This window comes from Bradyrhizobium sp. HKCCYLS1011, assembly GCF_051167795.1.
In the GTDB taxonomy this organism is placed as follows: domain Bacteria; phylum Pseudomonadota; class Alphaproteobacteria; order Rhizobiales; family Xanthobacteraceae; genus Bradyrhizobium.
Genome location: NZ_JBNPTT010000006.1, coordinates 93,538 through 111,022, shown reverse-complemented (window position 1 = coordinate 111,022; position 17,485 = coordinate 93,538). Strand labels below are relative to the sequence as shown.

Genomic DNA, 17,485 nt, shown 5'->3' with positions numbered 1-17,485 from the left:
ACTGCATCATCGTGGCGACCCCATCGACATCGAAAGGCAATCGACCGTCGGCCATGCCCAACAGCAGTCCACAGAGCAATCTGCACCTTCATCCGCACGCGGCGGCCCCGGACAGACCCGGCTTTCTCTGGGGTGCCTCGACCTCGAGCTATCAGGTCGAGGGCGCGGCACATGTCGACGGCCGCGCCGACAGCATCTGGGACGTCTATGCCCGCCCGCCCGGACGGGTGAAGAACAACGACAGTGGCGAGATCGCCTGCGATCACTATCATCGCTATGCCGACGATGTCGCGCTGATGCGCGAGCTCGGACTGAATGCCTACCGCTTCTCGGTCGCTTGGCCGCGCGTGCTGCCGCAAGGCCGCGGCGCGCCGAACGAAAAGGGTCTCGCCTTCTACGACCGGCTGATCGATGCGCTGCTTGCAGCCGAGATCGAGCCGTGGATCTGCCTGTATCATTGGGACCTGCCGCAGGCGCTCGACGACCTCGGCGGCTGGCAGAACCGCGACATCGCCGGCTGGTTCGCCGATTACGCCGCGCTGCTGGCAAAGCGGTATGGCGACCGGGTCAAACGTTTCGCCACCTTCAATGAGCCCTGCGTGTTCACGCTGTTCGGCTATGGCTTTGGCTGGCACGCGCCCGGCGTGGCCGACAAAGCCGCGCTGCACAAGGCGATCCACCACGTCAATCTCAGCCACGGCAAGGCGATCGACGTGCTGCGCGCGAGCGTGGCAGGCAGCCAGCTCGGCGCGGTCCACAATCGCCAGCCCTGCTATCCCTGCACCAACAGCCCGGCGGACGTAGCGGCGGCACTGCGGTTCGCCGAATATTGGAACGATGCGTTTCCGCTGCCGCAGCATTTCGCCTGCTATCCGCCGACGCTGGCCGACGCGGTCGCGCCCTATGTCCAGCCCGGCGACATGGCGCAGATCGCGCGTCCGCTGGACTGGTTCGGCCTCAATCACTATTCGCCCCACTACATCAAGGCCGACAGCAACCTGATCGGCGCCACCTTCGGCGCGCCACCCGATGACGTGCCGCGCACCGCGATCGGCTGGCCGATCGTGCCGGAGGCGTTCCGCGACACCCTGCTCGACATCCACACGAGATTTCGGCTGCCGATCTATGTGGCGGAAAACGGTACGGCCGCCGATGACAAGATCGACGCGACGGGGCAGGTCCGGGACGACAGCCGCATCGCCTATCTGAAGGCCTATACGGAAGCCATGGAACAGGCGATGACCCAGGGCGCCGACGTCCGCGGCTATTTCGTCTGGTCGCTGCTGGATAATTTTGAATGGGGGTCGGGCTATTCACAGCGCTTCGGCATTGTCTATGTCGACTTCGCCACGCAGCGGCGCATTCCCAAGGCATCTGCGCGGTGGTATGCGGACATGATTGCGGCGCAGCGGAGCACGAAGGTTCCCGTCGGCCGCACCAACACGGTGGAAGCGGCTGAGGGATGAGCGAGCGCGTTCTTTTGGCGGATATTGGCGGCACCAATGCGCGCTTTGCGCTGATGGATCGCGGCGTGATCGGGCCCATCGAACATCTGAAGGTCGCCGACTTTCCGACCATAGGCGACGCGATCAGATCATTTCTGTCGCAACAGGCGGGCGGCCCGCCGTCCGCCGCCGTGCTCGACGTTGCCGGAACCATCGAGGCCAATCGCGCCACGCTGACCAACAGCCATTGGGTGATTGACGGCGCAGACCTTGCGCGACAATTCAACCTCGCCTCGGCCAAGCTCCTGAACGATTTCGAGGCCGTGGGCTGGTCATTGCCGGCACTGCAGCCGGTCGACCTCTATCCGCTCGGCGGAGGGACGACGGTCGCGGGCGCGCCGATGGTGGTCCTTGGCCCGGGAACCGGCTTTGGCGCGGCCTGTTATCTGCCAGGCGACGGCCGTCCGATGGTCGCCGTCACCGAAGCCGGCCATGTCACGCTGCCGGCGACGACCGAACGCGAGAGCCAGGTGATCGCCAAGATGCGCGAGCGACTCGGCCATGTCTCGGTCGAGCGCGGCGCGCTGTCCGGCATGGGCATCGAGCACACCTACCAGGCCATCGCCGCGGTTGACGGCGCTGATGTGCCGCAGCGCGATGCTGCCGAAATCACGCAACGAGCGCTCGACGGCAGCTGCGCCGTCTGCCGTGCCACGCTCGACATGTTCTGCGGCTGGCTCGGCGCGGTCGCCGGCAATCTGACACTCACCTTCTGCGCCCGTGGCGGGGTCTATATCGCCGGCGGCATCGCCCCGCGCTTTCCGGACTATCTCGCGCGATCGGATTTCCGGCGCCAGTTCGAGAACAAGGGGCGGTATGACGCCTATCTGCGACTGATCCCGGCCTATATCGTCACCAAGCCTGACATCAGCTTCCTCGGCCTGAAATCCTTCTTCGAAACCAGCGCTGCATCGCCGGCGCGCTGACACATGACCGACATCGTCACGATCACACCCAACCCCGCCGTTGACGTCTCGACCGAGGTCGAGAAGATCGTGCCGATCATGAAGCTGCGCGGCCGCGCTGCGCGGCGCGATGCGGGCGGCGGTGGCATCAACGTCGCGCGCGTCATCACCCGCTTTGGCGGCGACGTCACCGCGGTCTATCCGGTGGGAGGCGCGACCGGCGCCCTGCTCAACAAGCTGGTCGCACGCGAGGGTGTCGCCAGCCTGACTTTTCCGAGCAACGAGGAGACGCGCGAAGATTTCTTCGTGCAGGAAGCCGCGACCGGCCAGCCCTATCGCTTCATCCTGCCTGGGCCGACACTCAGTGAATCCGAGTGGCAGAGCTGCCTGAAGCTGCTTGCCGACATCAGGCCATTTCCGCGCTACGTCGTTGGCAGCGGCAGCCTGCCCCTCGGCGTGCCCGCCGACTTCTACGGCCAGATCGCAAAGCTCGCGCGCGAGCGCGGCGCGAAGTTCATGCTCGATACCTCGGGGCCGGCGCTGACGGCCGCAGTCGACGCCGGCGTCGACCTGATCAAGCCGTCCTTGCGTGAGATGCGCGAGCTTGCCGGCGGCGAGCTCGGCGATGCGCTCGCCTGGGAAGCTGCCGCACGGGCGCTGGTGCATAGCGGCAAGGTCGAGACGGTGGCTTTGACGATGGGCCATCTCGGCGCGGTGCTGGTCACGCATGACCGCGTGCTGCGCGCGCAGCCGCTGCCGATCACGCCGGTCAGCGCGGTCGGCGCCGGCGACAGCTTTCTCGGTGTGCTGATTGCCAGGCTCGCGGCTGGCGCAGCCCTTGACGAGGCGTTCCGCTGGGCGGTGGCGGCAGGCGCCGCGGCCCTGCTGCACACCGGGACCGCGCTGTGCGATCCCGCCGACGTCAGACGTCTTGCTGCAGAGGTGATCGTAGAGGTGGCGTGAGCGGAGCATCCCCTGCTGCCGCGTGATGGTTGAGCTTGTCCAGCGACAGCAACAATCCGCCGACCCGCTCCAGCGAGGAGATCCAGTCGGCGACGCGGCTGTAATTGTCGACCAGCCAGTTGAACGAGCCCTGCACCAGGGTGAATGCAGCCGCCGCCTGGGTCAGCTCACCCAGCGTCATCGCGCCGTTGAGAAACTTCGGCGCGCATAGCACCAGCCCGATGATCGGCGCCAGCAGCGAATTGAGATGCGATACCGATGTGGTGCGCATCAGCTGCCAGCACAAGCGCAGCCATTGCTTGACCACATGCCGCAAGGCCTGCCAAAGGCCGTCGATGACGCCGCGTTCCTGCTGCTTCGGCGTGACGCCTTCGCCGATATCGCGGAGCAGATGTGCCGCCGTGATCAGCTCGGCCTCGGCCTGATCCTTGGACTGGATAACGCGTGTCAGCGGCCAGCCGACCCAGATCATCGCGCTGGTGACCAGGCCGGAATAGACCGCGACGCTGATGACCAGATAGCCCGGTATCCAGAGCTCATGCCCCCACCAGGTGAACGTGATCGGGCCGCCGACCTGCCACAGCACCTGCACGAAGATGATCGCGGTCAGCAGCGAGGAGATCACGCCGAGGGCGAAATCGACCGGCGCATCGGTCGCGATCCTGACGTCCTCGGCGATGCGATATTCCGGAATTTTCTGCTCGCCCTCCGCCGCGGCCAGCCGCGCGTACCGGTCGTTCTCGACCCAATAATTGATCACCTTCGTGGTCAGCCATTCACGCCAGTTGCGCTGCATGGTCATGCGGCCCCACACCGAGGTGACAGCAAGAACGACGCTCCCGAGGCAGAGCGGAACCAGCAGATAGGCCGCTTCGCGCAGCCGCGCCGGATTGCGGCTCTCCAGCGCGTCGAAGAAATCCCTGTTCCAATAGTTGAAGCGGAACTGCACATAGAGCTGCAGCACGACGATGATGACGAGGAAGGCGCACAGCAGCCACACCCGCCAAGCCCTCACGCCACACCAGAAGTGTCGGGCAGTGAGCCAGAAGCGCGACCATTCGAGATCGCCACGGTCTTCGCTGTCTTCAGCCATCATCCTGGCAAACGGCCCTATCCACACGCACCACATCTCGCGCAGCATGGGTGCCTGTTTCTGGGCACAACACCACCCCATGCCGAGCAGGCACATTGCTACCCTGATCTCGTTGACAGGCCCTTTCTCCTCCCCGTTCCCTTGTTAGAGCCAATCATTGGTATCAGCTTGATCCTGCGCAAGGCACTCCTTGGATCTCCCGCCAAACTCGTTCTCAACAACGTTGCAGTGCGGGAGAAGCGGCGATGACGGCAATTGGCTCTGTCCCTGGTTATATCCGATGGTTCAAGGATCTCCGCATCGAGGATGTGCCTCTGGTCGGCGGCAAGACCGCCTCGCTCGGTGAACTCTATTCGGCGCTGGCGCCGCAGGGTGTCCGGGTACCCAACGGCTTTGCCCTGACGGCTGCGGCCTATCGCGACGCCTTGCGCGCAACCGGCGCCGACGAGAGCTTGCGCGCGCTGCTCGAGGGCCTCGACAAGCGCCGCATCGCCGATCTCGCCAAGCGCGCGGCGAAGGCGCGCGCGATCATCTATGAGGCGACCGACCGCGCCGATCTGCGCAAACAGGTCAGCGAGGCCTACCGCCAGCTCGAGCAGGAATATGGCAGAGCCGCAGCGGTCGCGGTGCGCAGCTCGGCGACGGCCGAAGACCTGCCCAATGCGAGCTTCGCCGGCCAGCATGACAGCTTCCTCAACATCCGCGGGCCGCGAGATCTGTTCGAAACCTGCCGGCGCTGTTTCGCCTCGCTGTTCACCGATCGCGCGATCTCCTATCGCATCGACAACGGCTTCGATCATTTCAAGGTGGCGCTCTCGGTGGCCGTCATGAAGATGGTGCGCTCCGATCTCGCCGCGAGCGGCGTCATGTTCACGCTCGACACCGAAAGCGGTTTCCGCGACGTCACCTTCATCACCGGCGCCTATGGGCTTGGTGAGAACGTGGTGCAGGGCGCGGTCGATCCGGACGAGTTCTACGTGCACAAGCCGACCTTCAACGCCGGCTTCCGCGCCGTGCTGTCGCGTCGGCTCGGCGCCAAGGAAAAGCGCATGGTCTACGCCAAGACCGCAAGCAAGAAGACCGGCGCGAAGGCGCACGGCGCGACCACGCGCAACGTCATCACGCTTCCGCCTGAGCGCAATGCGTTCTGCATTACCGATGCAGACGTGCTCGAGCTCGCGCAGGCCGCCATCGTCGTTGAAAATCACTATTCGCAGAAGGCGGGCCGGCCAACGCCGATGGATATCGAGTGGGCGAAGGACGGCAGTGACGGCGCGCTCTATATCATCCAGGCCCGGCCCGAAACGGTGGCCTCGCGGCGCACGCCGGAGGCGCTGGAAACCTATTCGCTCAAACAGCCGGGCAAAGCGATCGCGACCGGACGCGCCGTTGGCGAGAAGATCGCCGCCGGCAAGATCCGCCTGATCAGGAGCGAGCGCGATCTGCGCGCCTTCCGTCCCGGCGAGGTGCTGGTCGCGACCTCGACCAGCCCGGACTGGGAGCCGGTGATGAAGACGGCGGCCGCAATCGTCACCGATCATGGCGGCCGCACCTGCCACGCCGCGATCATTGCCCGCGAGCTCGGCGTGCCCGCCGTGGTCGGCACCGAGAGCTTCACCAAGACCGCAAGGACCGGCATGACCGTGACCGTCTGCTGCGCCGAGGGCGACGTCGGCCACGTTTATGAGGGCGCCCTCCCCTTCGAGGTGAGCAAGATCGCCATCGACACGCTGCTTAAGCCGCGCACCGAGATCATGGTCAATCTCGGCAATCCCGAGGTCGCGTTCAGGACTGCGATGATGCCGAATGCGGGGGTCGGCCTGGCACGGATGGAGTTCATCATCAGCCAGCATATCGGCATCCATCCGATGGCACTGGCCGCGCCTGAGAAGGTGAAGTCGGCAAAGGTGCGCAAGGCCATCCAGAATCTCACGGCGCGCTACAAGGCCCCGGCGGACTTCTTCGTCGAGCGCCTGGCGGAAGGCGTCGGCACCATCGCGGCGGCGTTCTTCCCTCATCCGGTGATCGTGCGGCTGTCCGACTTCAAGACCAACGAATATGCGAGCCTCATCGCCGGCGATAATTTCGAGCCGAGGGAAGAGAACCCGATGCTCGGCTTCCGCGGCGCTTCGCGCTATGCGCATCCGGCCTATGCCGCGGGCTTCGCGCTCGAATGCGCGGCCCTGCGACGCGTGCGCGATGTCATGGGCCTCACCAATCTCAAGATCATGATTCCGTTCTGCCGCCGCGTCGAGGAGGCGCGCAAGGTGATCGAGACCATGGCGAGCCATGGGCTCACGCGCGGCGACAGCGGGCTCGAGATCTTCATGATGTGCGAGATCCCGAACAATGTGATCCTGATCGATCAGTTCGCCAAGCTGTTCGACGGCTTCTCGATCGGCTCCAACGATCTGACCCAGCTGACGCTCGGCGTCGACCGCGATTCCGACATCGTCGCCTTCGATTTCGACGAGCGCGATCCCGGCATGCTGAAGATGCTGACGCTGGCGGTCGAGGGCGCCAAGCGCAACCGCCGCCATGTCGGCATCTGCGGCGAGGCCCCCGCGAACTATCCGGATATCGCGCGCTTCCTGACAGAGCTCGGCATCGACTCCATCAGCGTCAATCCGGCCAGCGTCGTGCGCACGATGGAAATCGTGCGCGAGGCGGAGCGTGAGCTGGCGGCACGCGCGCCAAAGGCGCTGGCGAGCTGATTTTCACCATCAGGCGGGTCGTACCCGCGACGTCATTGCAGGCGCCGGCCGATGTAAGGCCCGCTATGCATTACGACGAATTAATTCCGCGGACAGGATGAATTAATTCGCCCGACAGGACGCGGTAATCCCGTCGTTGTACTTCGAAAAGCGGGGCAGTTGAGCTTTTGCATTTCGGAGATACGAGAATGACAGACACCAATCAACCACCCCGCAAGCCGCTTGCAAGGCGCCGGCTCGCTTTGCTCGGCTCGGTCGCCGTCATCGGCGCGGGCGTGATCCTGGCCGGTCCGCTGGCCGGACAAATGTCCACGAGCGCCTTCGCGGCAACGCCAACAACACAATCTGAGCAGGGACCGCGCGGCTTTGCCGACCTCGTCAGCAAGGTCAAGCCTGCGGTGATCTCGGTACGTGTCCGCATCGACGGCGCTTCCGATGCCAACATGCTCAACCGCAATGGCGAAGATCCCGGCGTGCAGCCCTTCATGGATGGGTCGCCGTTCGAGAAATTCTTCCGGCAATATGGCTTCAACGACGGCCCGCAGCCGCACCGGCATCAAATGATCACCGGCCTCGGTTCGGGCTTCTTCATCTCCGCCGACGGTTATGCGGTCACCAACAATCACGTCGTCGATCACGCCAAGTCGGTCGAAGTCACCACCGATGACGGCCAGACCTATACCGCCAAGGTGATCGGCACCGATCCGAAGACCGACCTCGCGCTGATCAAGGTCGAGGGCAACCACACCTTCGCCCATGTCGATTTCGAGACCCAGATGCCGCGCATCGGCGATTGGGTCGTGGCGGTCGGCAATCCCTACGGCCTCGGTGGCACCGTCACCGCCGGCATCGTCTCGGCCGAGGGCCGCGACATCGGCAACGGGCCCTATGACGACTACATCCAGATCGACGCGCCCATCAACAAGGGCAATTCCGGCGGCCCGACCTTCGACGTCAACGGCAACGTGGTCGGCGTCAACACCGCGATCTACTCGCCCTCGGGCGGCTCGGTCGGCATCGGCTTCGACATTCCCGCCGCCACCGCCAAGCAGGTCATCGCGCAGCTCAAGGATCACGGCACCGTCACGCGCGCCTGGCTTGGCGTACAGGTGCAGCCGGTCACCGGCGGCATCGCCGAAAGCCTCGGCATGAAGAACGCCGCAGGCGCCCTGGTCGACGAGGCGAAGCCGGACACCCCGGCCGCGCAGGCCGGCATTCAGGCCGGTGACGTGATCACGGCCGTCAACGGCAATGCGATCAAGGATTCGCGCTCACTGGCACGCGAAATCTCCGGCATGAGCCCCGGCAGCAGCGTCAAGCTCGACATCCTGCGCAAGGGCGAGGCGAAGACCATCAACGTGACCTTGGCGACGATGCCCGGCGAGCAGAAGCAGGCCAATGCCGGCGAGCATGACAATGGCGCGGTGCCCGGCGTACCGCATCTCGGACTGTCGGTTGCGCCTGCGGATCAGGTCGCCGGCGCCGGCAGCAAGGGCGTCGTGATCACCGCCGTCGATCCCGACGGTCCCGGCGCCGAGCACGGGCTGAAATCCGGCGACGTCATCCTCGATGTCGGCGGCAAGAGCGTCGGCAGCGTCTCCGATCTGCGCAACGCGTTGTCGGCGGCGAAGTCCGACGGCAAGCACGACGTGCTGATCCGGGTCAAGACCGCCGACAACACTCGCTTCATCGCGGTGCCGATCGGCTGATCGGCTTAAGGCTTGCGAGCCCGCCGCGGCGCTTCGTTCGAGGCTGCGGCGGGCTTGGCGTTGAGTCACCTCGCCTCTTCGAAGCCCGCGAGCACCGCGGTGAGGTTCTCACCCAGGATATCGGAAAGATAGCCGCCCTCCTGCACGAACACGGTCGGCAGCGCGAGCCGCGCGATCGCAGCCCCGATGCGTTTGAAGCCCGCCGTGGTGACCGCAAGCCCGGCGAGCGGATCGTGCTCGGAGGCATCGAGCCCGAGCGCCACCACCAGCGCGCCCGGCGCGAAGGCGCGGATGGTCTTTGCAGCCGTCTCCAGCGCGTTCATGTAGCCATCGTCGCCGGTCTTCAGCGGCAGCGGAATGTTGAGATTGGCGCCGAGACCTGCGCCCGCGCCGCGCTCATGCGCATAGCCCCACACGAACGGATAGTAGGCGACCGGATCGGCGTGGATCGACACCGTCAGCACGTCGCCACGCTCGTAGAAGATGCCCTGCGTGCCGTTGCCGTGATGCACGTCGACATCGAGGATCGCGACGCGCTCATGAGTCAGGCGGAGATGCGCCGCCGCGATGGCGCTGTTGTTCATGAAACAGAAGCCGGAGGCGATGTCGCGATAGGCATGATGACCGGGAGGACGGCACAGCGCATAGGTCGCATCCTCGCCGTCCATCACCAGCTGCGCCGCGGTGGTGGCGATATCGGTCGCGGCGCAGGCACCGGCCCAGGTGCCGGGGCCGATCGGCGCCGACGTATCCGTCGTGTGCCAGCCGAGCCGGCCGACGATATGCGTCGGATAGGTGCCGGCGTTGCGCACGGGATGCATGTTCGGAATCATCTCAGACCCGGCATCGCCGAGCGCGGCCCAGGCCTCCCAGGCCTCCGCGAGGAAGCTGAGATATTCGGGACTGTGGACACGCGCCCGGGGTCCCTGGCCGAAATTGATCGGCGCCACCACGCGGTGATTGCCGGCCTTCAGGCCCGCCAACAGACGGTCCGCACGTTCGGGCTGTTCGGTGGTGCGCTTGACCACGCCTCGCACGAGATAGAACTGCGGATCGTGGCTGCGATGCAGCTCGCTGTAGACGGCCTTCACGTGATGCTGCTCCGGTTCGAGGACAGCCGAATTGTGCATGAGCGAACGGACAGCACAAGCGCAGACCGCTCAATCCTTTGCGGGGTCCGGTGCAGGCACTTCCATCCGGCGGAACAGCTGCCCCATCCTCCGCTGCATCCGACTAACTCCTATGCGCCGGCTGTCGACAGTTTGAGCTTGCCCGTCCGGCGCCGCTGAACGAAAGTTCGCCCAAACCGCGGAAGGACCAGCCAGATGATGACCACGCATGTGAAGCCCGACACTCTGACGGATGCGAACAGGCAGGCGCGGACCGATCTCGCCGCCGCCTACCGGCTGATCCACCGGCTCGGCATGGACGACAGCATCTACACCCACATCTCGGTACGGCTGCCCGGCACCCATGATCGCTTCCTTATCAATCCCTATGGCATGCGCTTCGAGGAGGTGACGGCGTCGAACCTCGTCACGGTCGACATCGAGGGCAACGTGACCGACGATCCGCTCGGACTTGGCATCAACCCGGCCGGCTTCACCATTCACAGCGCCATCCACATGGCGCGGCCGGATGTCGCCTGCGTGCTGCACACGCATACGGTCGCGGGCGTCGCCGTCTCCTCGCTGAAGTGCGGGCTATTGCCGCTCAATCAATGGTCGCTGCAGTTTGCCGGCCGCGTCGCCTATCACGACTTCGAAGGCATCGCGCTCGACCTCGACGAGCGGTCGCGGCTGATCAAGGACCTCGGCGACAAGAACGTGCTGGTGCTGCGCAACCACGGCCTGTTGACCTGCGGCCGCTCGGTCGCCGAAGCCTTCAAGCTGATGCACAACCTCGAGCGCTCCTGCAAGGCGCAGCTCGCGATCCAGGCGTCAGGCGCCGAGATCAACACCGTCTCCGACAACATCGCCCGCCACACCGCCGAGCAATACGCGAAATTCTCTGACCGGATCGAAACCGAAGGCCGCCCTGACAGCGAATGGGCCGCCTTCAAGCGTATGCTGGACAAGTCTGATCCGGATTATGTGAACTGACTTGCGTTGCGAGCGAGCCGACTGCGCCGCAGCTCGCACCGCGAGCTTACCTCGCCCCGCTTGCGGGGACGCAACGAGCTTCGCTCGCGCTGAGAGCTCGGATTGCATCATCAGATGCGATCGGGGTGAGGGGTACAGGTTTCACCATTCGCACCACTCGCGCGGCTTCCCCTCACCCCGCCCCTCTCCCCGTAAGAACGGGGAGAGGGAGTACACCGAGCTCGCCCGCGCCAGTCTCCACGCTCAGATCACGTGCAGACGGCGCAGCTTCTGCACCTCTTCGTCCACCTCTTCCAGGCCGCCCTTGTCATAGACCATCATCAGCCGCTCCGGGCTGAGATAGGACAGCACGACGTTGCGGAAGAAGTTGTTGTAGCGCGACACGTCCGAGGTATCGTAGCCGAACTGTGGCGCGATCTGCTGCAGGATGACCTGCACCTGCGTCACGGCGGGAATCGAGTTGACGAAATCAGCATCCGACAGGTTATGGATCTGATACTCGACCAGCACGTTGCCTTGTCCGGCGGAGGGCAGGTTGACGCCGGCACCGAGCGCTGCGAGCGGCGGCAGGCGCAGATGGCCGCTGCCGTCGACGGCCAGATAGCCCTTCGCCACCGGATCGATCTGCGCGATGATGGCGGCCGCGCGCAGCCAGTTCACCACCTTGAACTCGTTGCCGAGCGTCGGCGCCGAATGGGCCGAGGCCTGCGTGATCACGAACAGCGGCGGCAGGCCACGCGCCATGGTCTCGGCGATGCTGATGATGTGGTGGCCGCCGGTGCGGGAATCGCCCGCCGCGCCATAGTTGTCAGTGGTGCCGGCGCCACCGAAATTGAGCTCGGCGAATTCGGTGCCGTCACCGTTCCACTGGAACACCATCATCTTCGCCCAGTCGTGCCAGATCGGCGCGGCCAGGACCACGTCCTGATTGATCCTGACGTCTCCGTGTCGCTGCGCGCCGCGGGTCACGGGCAGACGATGCTCGCCAAGGCTGCCATATTCACCGCGATAGGTGTCGGCGAAATTGATCGAGCTCTGGTCGTTGAAGGATTCATGGACGGCCAATCCGCCGGGATAGGAATGGTGGCCGCCGAAATTGCTGCCGGGCGTTGCACCAAAAGTCAGCGGCAGGTTCGGGCAGGAGCTGCCGTCATGCACGACCGGTGGGAAGATGCCGGCCTTCAGGCCACCGGTGATCGATGCGGCATCAGCGGGGTTGACCAGGTTCTGTGCGATCAGGGTGTTGATGATCTGGGTTTTGACGGCGTCATTCACATTGGCGCGGTGACGGATGCAGGTGTTCGGATTCAGGAAGGAATCGAGCGTCTGGCTGCGCAGCTGCGCGTCCTCGATCTGCTCGGCGTTCTCCTTCAACAGATCGATCGCAGAGCGCACGAGCGGCGAGCCGGCGCCGATCTGTTGGGCGCGCGCGTTCCCGGCGCCGACCTGGGTCTGGTCGCCCGCGTCGGCCGATACCGCCGTCAGCATGACGGCGCAAACGATCATTGCTCCCTGACGACTCATGGCAGCTCCATTGGAATTTTTGCTGAATTGAAGAGGCAAACGGATGCGTTGCGGGCAGCAGCGCCGCCCGCGCGGCAGGCAAACGTTAGTGGGCTTTAATGTCTGCGGCGTGAAGCTTCGGTGTCAGTTGGATCGCGCCATGCGGACCTAGTATCCCGCCGGCTCGATCGGGAGTGACGGCCGGGTCGTTCAAAACGACAGCCGCTCCTGTCCCCGCGCCCCGCCTTCCGCGCAGGTCCATCGCCGGTTTCGGGCGGCGATCGATACAAAATCGGCATCAATCGATACAGGCTTCGGCTTGGACCCACTGGCTCCGTCTGTCTAGACATTCCACAGAGGAAAAATTCAGGGAGGTCTTGCGCATGAGCGCAATTGTGTCCGTGGCCGAGGCGCGACGATCGCGGGTCAGGCTTTTCATCGTCACCATGCTGTTCCTGGTCACGACCGTCAATTACGCCGACCGCGCGACGCTCTCGATCGCGGCTCCGGCCCTCTCCAAGGAGCTCGGCCTGGATCCGATCGCGATGGGCTACGTGCTCTCGGCGTTCGGCTGGTCCTATGTGATCGCGCAGGTGCCCGGCGGATGGCTGCTCGACCGTTTCGGCTCACGCTGGGTCTATGCGGTGAGCATCCTGACCTGGTCGCTGTTCACGATGCTGCAGGGCTGGATCGGCTTCGTCACCGGCGGCGTCGCCGTCGCGACGCTGTTTGGGCTCCGTTTCCTGGTTGGTTTCGCCGAGGCGCCGTCATTCCCGGCCAATGCGCGGATCGTCGCGGCCTGGTTTCCGAGCAACGAGCGCGGCACGGCATCCGCCTTCTTCAACTCCGGCCAGTATTTCGCCACCGTGATCTTCGCGCCGCTGATGGGCTGGATCGCGCATGAGTTCGGCTGGCGCCACGTCTTCACCGTCATGGGCGCGCTCGGGCTGGTCATGGGCGCGATCTGGATCAAGACCATGTACGGCCCGAAGGAGCACCCGGCCATCAACGAGGCCGAGCTCGACTATATCCGCCAGGGCGGCGCGCTGGTCGACCTCGACGGCGCGCAGGAGACCAAGGCGGCATCGAGCGGTCCCGGCTGGTCGCATATCCGTCAGCTGCTGTCGAACCGGATGATGCTCGGCGTCTATATCGGCCAGTATTGCATCAACACCCTGACCTATTTCTTCCTGACCTGGTTCCCGATCTATCTGGTCCAGGAGCGCGGGCTGACGATCCTGAAGGCGGGCTTCGTCGCCACGCTGCCGGCGCTGTGCGGCTTCATCGGCGGCGTGCTCGGCGGCTTCATCTCGGATGCCATCCTGCGCAAGACCGGTTCGCTGACGCTGGCGCGCAAGATCCCGATCGTCGGCGGCATGCTGCTGTCGATGGCGATCATCGGCTGCAACTATGTCGACGGCCAAGCGCTGGTGGTCGGCCTGATGGCGGTCGCCTTCTTCGGCAAGGGCATCGGCGCGCTCGGCTGGGCGGTCGTCTCCGACACCTCGCCCAAGGAGGCCGGCGGTGTCTCCGGCGGCCTGTTCAACACCTTCGGCAACCTCTCGAGCATCACCACCCCGATCGTGATCGGCTACATCCTGGCCGCCACCGGCTCCTTCAACGGCGCCCTGGTGTTCGTCGGCCTCAACGCGCTGGTCGCGGCGATCTCATATCTCGTGATCGTCGGCCGCATCGAGCGGGTGCAATTGCGAACCTCCTGAGCACCACGCGTGGGGCTCACCTTGACGGCGGCCTTCGGCCGCCGTTTTTTTTGCGCAAGCGGTGGGGCAAACTCATTTGTCATTCCGGGGCGCCGCGCCGCGGCGAGCCCGGAATCCATCAGGCCCGCGACCCGCGGTGAGATGAATTCCGGGCTCGTGCTACGCACGCCCCGGAATGACGGAGGAGAGAGTCCACAACTCATTCCAGCTGAACAGACCGATCAGGCCGAATTGACAAATCCATCATTTCTGAAAACAATAATTTTCTTGCTATTTTTCCGAAATCATGATTTTATCTGCGCATCCCGCCTCACCGCGGAGGGGCGTTGCGCGCGATCGTCACGACACGCGAGGCGGGATGCGATGGCCGCTGTCATGCCGCAGCGCGTCTTGCGACGCGTGGACGAACGGCAGGCGCGGACGTGAAGTCGCAGCGTCCTGACACCCCGACGCTGGTGTTACGTTCGCGACGGCGCTAACGCGCCGCGTGGATATGGTGGCCAAAAAGCCCGGCGCACCAGGGAGACTGCGTATAAGCGTTAAGACCATCGCGCAGGGAATGCCGGATGTTCGGCTTGACCTGTGGTACCTGCCGCCTGCATTTTTTTCGCAGGCGGGCCATGGGTGAGGCCTTCACCCGGCATTCCCTGCGCCCTCTGCACTTTTTAAGGGGGACACACTGATCAGAAGCCTCGGGCATCGGTTGCCGCGAGAACGCGCCGTTATGTCAAGTTGACTGATCCACCCCTTCTGATGGATGCGCTGTTTGAGATGTGAAGCCGCTCTCTCCCCGTCGTCCCGGACAAGCCGCGACGCGCGTCAGCGCGTCGCGGCGCCGATCCGGGACCCATACGCCGCGGCCGGCGTGGTGAGCGAGCAGCTAACGACGCTTCTGCCCCAAACCGCTCCCCGGGGATATGGGTCCCGGCTCAAGGCCGGGACGACAGGGTGCTTGTTGGTGCAGTCGAGCTTCCGTCATTGCGAGCCAACGGACCACTGGCGCGAGCCCAACATGGAAGACCGCCTGGCAACTGTCGATCTGCCCCCGGCATTTTCAGTTGATCCGATCAATGCTAATCCGCGGTCTACGCCCGCGCCATCCATACCTGGGAGGCATCGATGTTCGATCTCAACCAGCTTCGCTGCTTCGTCACGGTGGCCGAGGAGCTGCATTTCGGCCGCGCCGCTAGCCGGCTCAACATGACCCAGCCGCCCTTGAGCCGGCAGATCCAGGTGCTGGAGCACATCATCGATGCGGCGCTGCTGGAGCGCACCAGCCGCTCGGTGAAGCTGACGCCGGCGGGGCGCAGCTTCCTGCCCGAGGCGCGGCACATCCTGAAAATGGCAGAAAGCGCGGCGCAGGTGGCGCGGCGGATCGCCAGCGGCAAGAGCGGCTCGCTCAAGATCGGCTTCACGGCCGCCGCAGCCTACGGATTCATGCCGGAGCTGCTGGCGGCCTGCCGCACGCGGTTGCCCGAGGCCGATCTGTCATTGAGCGAGATGGTATCGGGCGACCAGATCGAGGCGCTCGCCTTTGGGCAGATCGATGCCGGCCTGTTGCGGCCGCCGATCGCGCGGCCGGAATTCGCGACCAAGCGCGTGGTCGCCGAGCAGCTGCTCGCCGCCGTGCCGCGGCGCCACCGGCTCGCCTCCGCCGACAGCATCTCGATCAAGGACTTCGACGGCCAGCCCTTCATCATGTATTCGCCCTCAGAAGCGCGCTATTTCCACGACCTGCTGGTGGCGCAATTCATGCGGGCGGAGGTGCTGCCACGCTACGTCCAGCACTTAAGCCAGATCCACTCCATTCTCTCGATGGTGCGCGCAGGTCTTGGGGTCGCCATCGTGCCGGAAGCGGCGAGCAGCCTTCGGATCGCCGACGTGAAGCTGCGTCCCCTGAAGCTGCGCAATGCCGCCCCAGTCGAGCTGTTCCTGGTCTGGCGGCGTGAGCACGACAATCCGCTGCTGCCCGCGTTGGTTGAGATTGCAAGCAGCCTCGCCGCGCTGCAGCAGAGCGAGGATTGATGCCGACCTGGTATTGATCGATACCGTGATTGGCTTGGACCGGCATCGGACTTGGTCTTAACGAAAGGCCTCAAGGACGCGATGTCTGAGCCCCAAGGTATATGGCCCTAGGCTCATGGCCCAAGTTCCGCGTCGATGATCGGAATCCGAGAGGAACGCGCGATGAGCAAGATGACCCCCAAGGAGATGGCCGCGCAGATCGGCAGTGGCCTGCTCTCCTTCCCCGTGACGCCGTTCAAGGCGGACTATTCCTTCGACGAGGCGACCTATCGTTCCAACATGGACTGGCTGTGCGGCTATGACGTTGCTGGCCTGTTCGCCGCCGGCGGCACCGGCGAGTTCTTCTCGCTGACGGCGACCGAGGTTCCGGAGGTCGTTCGCGTCGCGGTCGAGGAAACCAAGGGCCGCGTGCCCGTGCTCGCCGGCACCGGCTACGGCACCGCGATCGCGCGCGAGATCGCTGTCGGCGCCGAGAAGGCCGGCGCCGACGGCCTGTTGTTGCTGCCGCCCTATCTGATGCATGCCGAGCAGGAGGGTCTCGCCGCCCACGTCGAGGCGATCTGTAATGCGGTGAAGATCGGCGTCATCGTCTACAACCGCGACAATGCGATCCTGCAGCCCGATACGCTGGCGAAGCTGTGCGAGCGCTGCCCGAACCTGGTCGGCTACAAGGACGGCATCGGCGACATCGAGCTGATGACCCGGGTCTATTCCAAGCTCGGCGACCGCCTCACCTATATCGGTGGCCTGCCGACGGCCGAGACCTTCGCGCTGCCTTATCTCGACATGGGCGTCACGACCTATTCATCGGCCGTGTTCAACTTCGTGCCGGAATTTGCGGTCCAGTTCTACGCCGCGGTGCGCCGGCGCGATCACGAGGCGATCCACGCCGGATTGAAGGATTTCATCTTGCCTTTGATCGCGATCCGCAACCGCAAGAAGGGCTATGCGGTGTCGATAATCAAGGCCGGCATGAAGGTGATCGGCCGCGATTCCGGTCCGGTACGCCCGCCGCTAACGGATTTGATTGAAGCCGAAATGGCCGAGCTCACCGCCCTGGTAGCGCAACTGCCGAATGCGCTGCCGGCGCGTCAGGCGGCGGAGTAGGTTTCACGGTCATTCCGGGGCAAGGCCGCAAGGCCTTGAACCCGGAATCTGGAGATTGATGGAAGAGAAAAGACGCAAGCCAATTTCAAGATTCCGGGTTCAGCCCTGACGGGCTGCCCCGGAATGACGGTGGTACTA

The 17,485-nt window shown here is 64.8% G+C and carries 12 protein-coding genes; 9 read left to right on the top strand and 3 right to left on the bottom strand.

Going from position 1 to position 17,485, the window contains the following annotated elements:
• The first annotated feature begins 53 nt into the window (after positions 1-53).
• The 3 genes from ACQR1W_RS21030 to ACQR1W_RS21020 are packed head-to-tail and all read left to right on the top strand — an operon-like array spanning position 54 to position 3,373.
• Positions 54-1,466 (top strand): GH1 family beta-glucosidase, encoded by a 1,413-nt coding sequence (locus ACQR1W_RS21030; RefSeq protein WP_434852585.1) that lies wholly within the window; start codon positions 54-56, stop codon positions 1,464-1,466.
• Positions 1,463-2,431 (top strand): glucokinase, encoded by a 969-nt coding sequence (gene glk / locus ACQR1W_RS21025; RefSeq protein WP_434852584.1) that lies wholly within the window; start codon positions 1,463-1,465, stop codon positions 2,429-2,431. The genes ACQR1W_RS21030 and glk overlap by 4 nt, the downstream gene beginning before the upstream one ends.
• Before the next feature lie 3 nt (positions 2,432-2,434).
• Positions 2,435-3,373: a 1-phosphofructokinase family hexose kinase gene (locus ACQR1W_RS21020; RefSeq protein ID WP_434852583.1), complete on the top strand. Its 939-nt coding sequence runs from the start codon at positions 2,435-2,437 to the stop codon at positions 3,371-3,373.
• Here ACQR1W_RS21020 and ACQR1W_RS21015 read toward each other — a convergent pair.
• Positions 3,333-4,466 carry an SbmA/BacA-like family transporter gene (locus ACQR1W_RS21015; protein WP_434852972.1) on the bottom strand — a complete coding sequence of 378 codons (1,134 nt, stop codon included), beginning with the start codon at positions 4,464-4,466 and terminating at the stop codon, positions 3,333-3,335. The genes ACQR1W_RS21020 and ACQR1W_RS21015 overlap by 41 nt on opposite strands.
• A gap of 245 nt (positions 4,467-4,711) precedes the next feature.
• On the opposite strand from ACQR1W_RS21015, the gene ppsA reads away from it, so the two are divergent.
• Positions 4,712-7,180 carry a phosphoenolpyruvate synthase gene (gene ppsA / locus ACQR1W_RS21010; protein ID WP_434852582.1) on the top strand — a complete coding sequence of 823 codons (2,469 nt, stop codon included), beginning with the start codon at positions 4,712-4,714 and terminating at the stop codon, positions 7,178-7,180.
• A 188-nt stretch (positions 7,181-7,368) separates the two neighbouring features.
• Positions 7,369-8,889, top strand: a complete 1,521-nt coding sequence (locus ACQR1W_RS21005) for a Do family serine endopeptidase (protein WP_434852581.1) — start codon at positions 7,369-7,371, stop codon at positions 8,887-8,889.
• Positions 8,890-8,954: 65 nt separating this feature from the next.
• On the opposite strand, the gene ACQR1W_RS21000 is transcribed toward ACQR1W_RS21005, so the two are convergent.
• Positions 8,955-9,980: a histone deacetylase family protein gene (locus tag ACQR1W_RS21000; RefSeq protein WP_434852580.1), complete on the bottom strand. Its 1,026-nt coding sequence runs from the start codon at positions 9,978-9,980 to the stop codon at positions 8,955-8,957.
• 234 nt (positions 9,981-10,214) lie between these two features.
• On the opposite strand from ACQR1W_RS21000, the gene ACQR1W_RS20995 reads away from it, so the two are divergent.
• Positions 10,215-10,991 (top strand): class II aldolase/adducin family protein, encoded by a 777-nt coding sequence (locus ACQR1W_RS20995; protein WP_434852579.1) that lies wholly within the window; start codon positions 10,215-10,217, stop codon positions 10,989-10,991.
• 243 nt (positions 10,992-11,234) lie between these two features.
• Here ACQR1W_RS20995 and ACQR1W_RS20990 read toward each other — a convergent pair whose 3' ends face one another.
• Positions 11,235-12,515, bottom strand: a complete 1,281-nt coding sequence (locus tag ACQR1W_RS20990; protein ID WP_434852578.1) for a hypothetical protein — start codon at positions 12,513-12,515, stop codon at positions 11,235-11,237.
• 362 nt (positions 12,516-12,877) lie between these two features.
• On the opposite strand from ACQR1W_RS20990, the gene ACQR1W_RS20985 reads away from it, so the two are divergent.
• From ACQR1W_RS20985 to kdgD, 3 genes are all read left to right on the top strand, one after another.
• A complete protein-coding gene (locus ACQR1W_RS20985) occupies positions 12,878-14,215 on the top strand; it encodes an MFS transporter (protein WP_434852577.1) in 1,338 nt (445 codons plus the stop codon).
• Between the two features lie 1,119 nt (positions 14,216-15,334).
• Positions 15,335-16,240 (top strand): LysR substrate-binding domain-containing protein, encoded by a 906-nt coding sequence (locus tag ACQR1W_RS20980; RefSeq protein WP_434852576.1) that lies wholly within the window; start codon positions 15,335-15,337, stop codon positions 16,238-16,240.
• Between the two features lie 162 nt (positions 16,241-16,402).
• On the top strand, positions 16,403-17,347 hold the full coding sequence (kdgD, locus tag ACQR1W_RS20975; protein ID WP_434852575.1) for a 5-dehydro-4-deoxyglucarate dehydratase: 945 nt from the start codon (positions 16,403-16,405) through the stop codon (positions 17,345-17,347).
• Positions 17,348-17,485 lie beyond the last annotated feature (138 nt).